We start from the raw sequence: 998 nt of genomic DNA, 5'->3' as shown, positions 1-998 counted from the left end.
GTGGCCGGCGCCCGTGAATCCGTTCCGAAGGCGATGCGGCACATCAATCCAGTCGGATCAGTCGCCGTTGCGGCGGGACCAGATCAGCGTGAAGCAGGCGTCGACGCCCTGGCGTTCACCAGCGAGGCATAGATCGGAGCCGGAAAACTCGGATCGTCGAGCTTGACCGAGAGATATTCGCGATCGCTGTCCCGCGCGGTCTTCTTCCACGCAGCCCCAAACTCGACAGTGGAGCTTGCGAAGATGCGAAAATCGGGCGCCTTGTCGTTGTCCTTCTCGGTCGCGACGAACTTCGCCTTGACGTTGAGGGTGAGCGTCTTGACCGATCCGGTGTAGCCGTTTTCCGCCGCGGTAAAGGTTCCGATGGTAGCCATGGTGTCTCCGTGCTGTTGTCGGGCCGCGACCATCGCAGCCTCGATGGCGGTCCTTGGCCCGGGGAGCGATCGGCCCGCAGCCGCAAGGCCCGCAGCAACGCGGAGGACGGCGGCAGCCGGCTTTTTTGTCTTCCCGCGAGGAATGCCGCCCCTTCGCGGCAGGGGAAAAAAGCAGGCCGAGCCGTTGCGGGAAGGCGATCGAGGCGCAGCCGGCCCTCGGGCCTGATCCGTCCATTCGAGGTCGCGTGGGACGCGCCCATCAAACAGACCGATGGAGACCACCATGACTGCGGCCATCGTCGCCGCGCAAGGACACAGCAGCACCGCTCGGACAAGGACTTGCACCCGCGCATCAACGAAAGCAAAGGCGCGAAGCAGTGAACGACGGAGCATGAATGAGCATCGCGGCGCGCGATTGGCGCGCCCCGACCAAGACCGGCGAAGCCCAGTTCGCAATCTCCATGTCAGCGACGTTCGATACGCCCGTCACAGGCTACCCTCGCTGGTGAACGCCAGGGCGTCGACGCCTGCTTCACGCTGATCTGGTCCCGCCGCAACGGCGACTGATCCGACTGGATTGATGTGCCGCATCGCCTTCGGAACGGATTCACGGGCGCCGGCCAC

1 pseudogene is annotated in these 998 nt (G+C 64.7%); it reads right to left on the bottom strand.

Annotated features, from left to right (window positions below):
- Positions 1 to 57: 57 nt before the first annotated feature.
- Positions 58 to 374: pseudogene (locus tag G8O24_RS42490) on the bottom strand (DUF736 domain-containing protein).
- Positions 375 to 998: the final 624 nt, after the last annotated feature.

Source organism: Bradyrhizobium campsiandrae, assembly GCF_014529705.1.
GTDB lineage: Bacteria > Pseudomonadota > Alphaproteobacteria > Rhizobiales > Xanthobacteraceae > Bradyrhizobium > Bradyrhizobium campsiandrae.
Note: the sequence above shows the minus strand (reverse complement) of the source record. Positions and strands in the feature narration are given on the sequence as shown.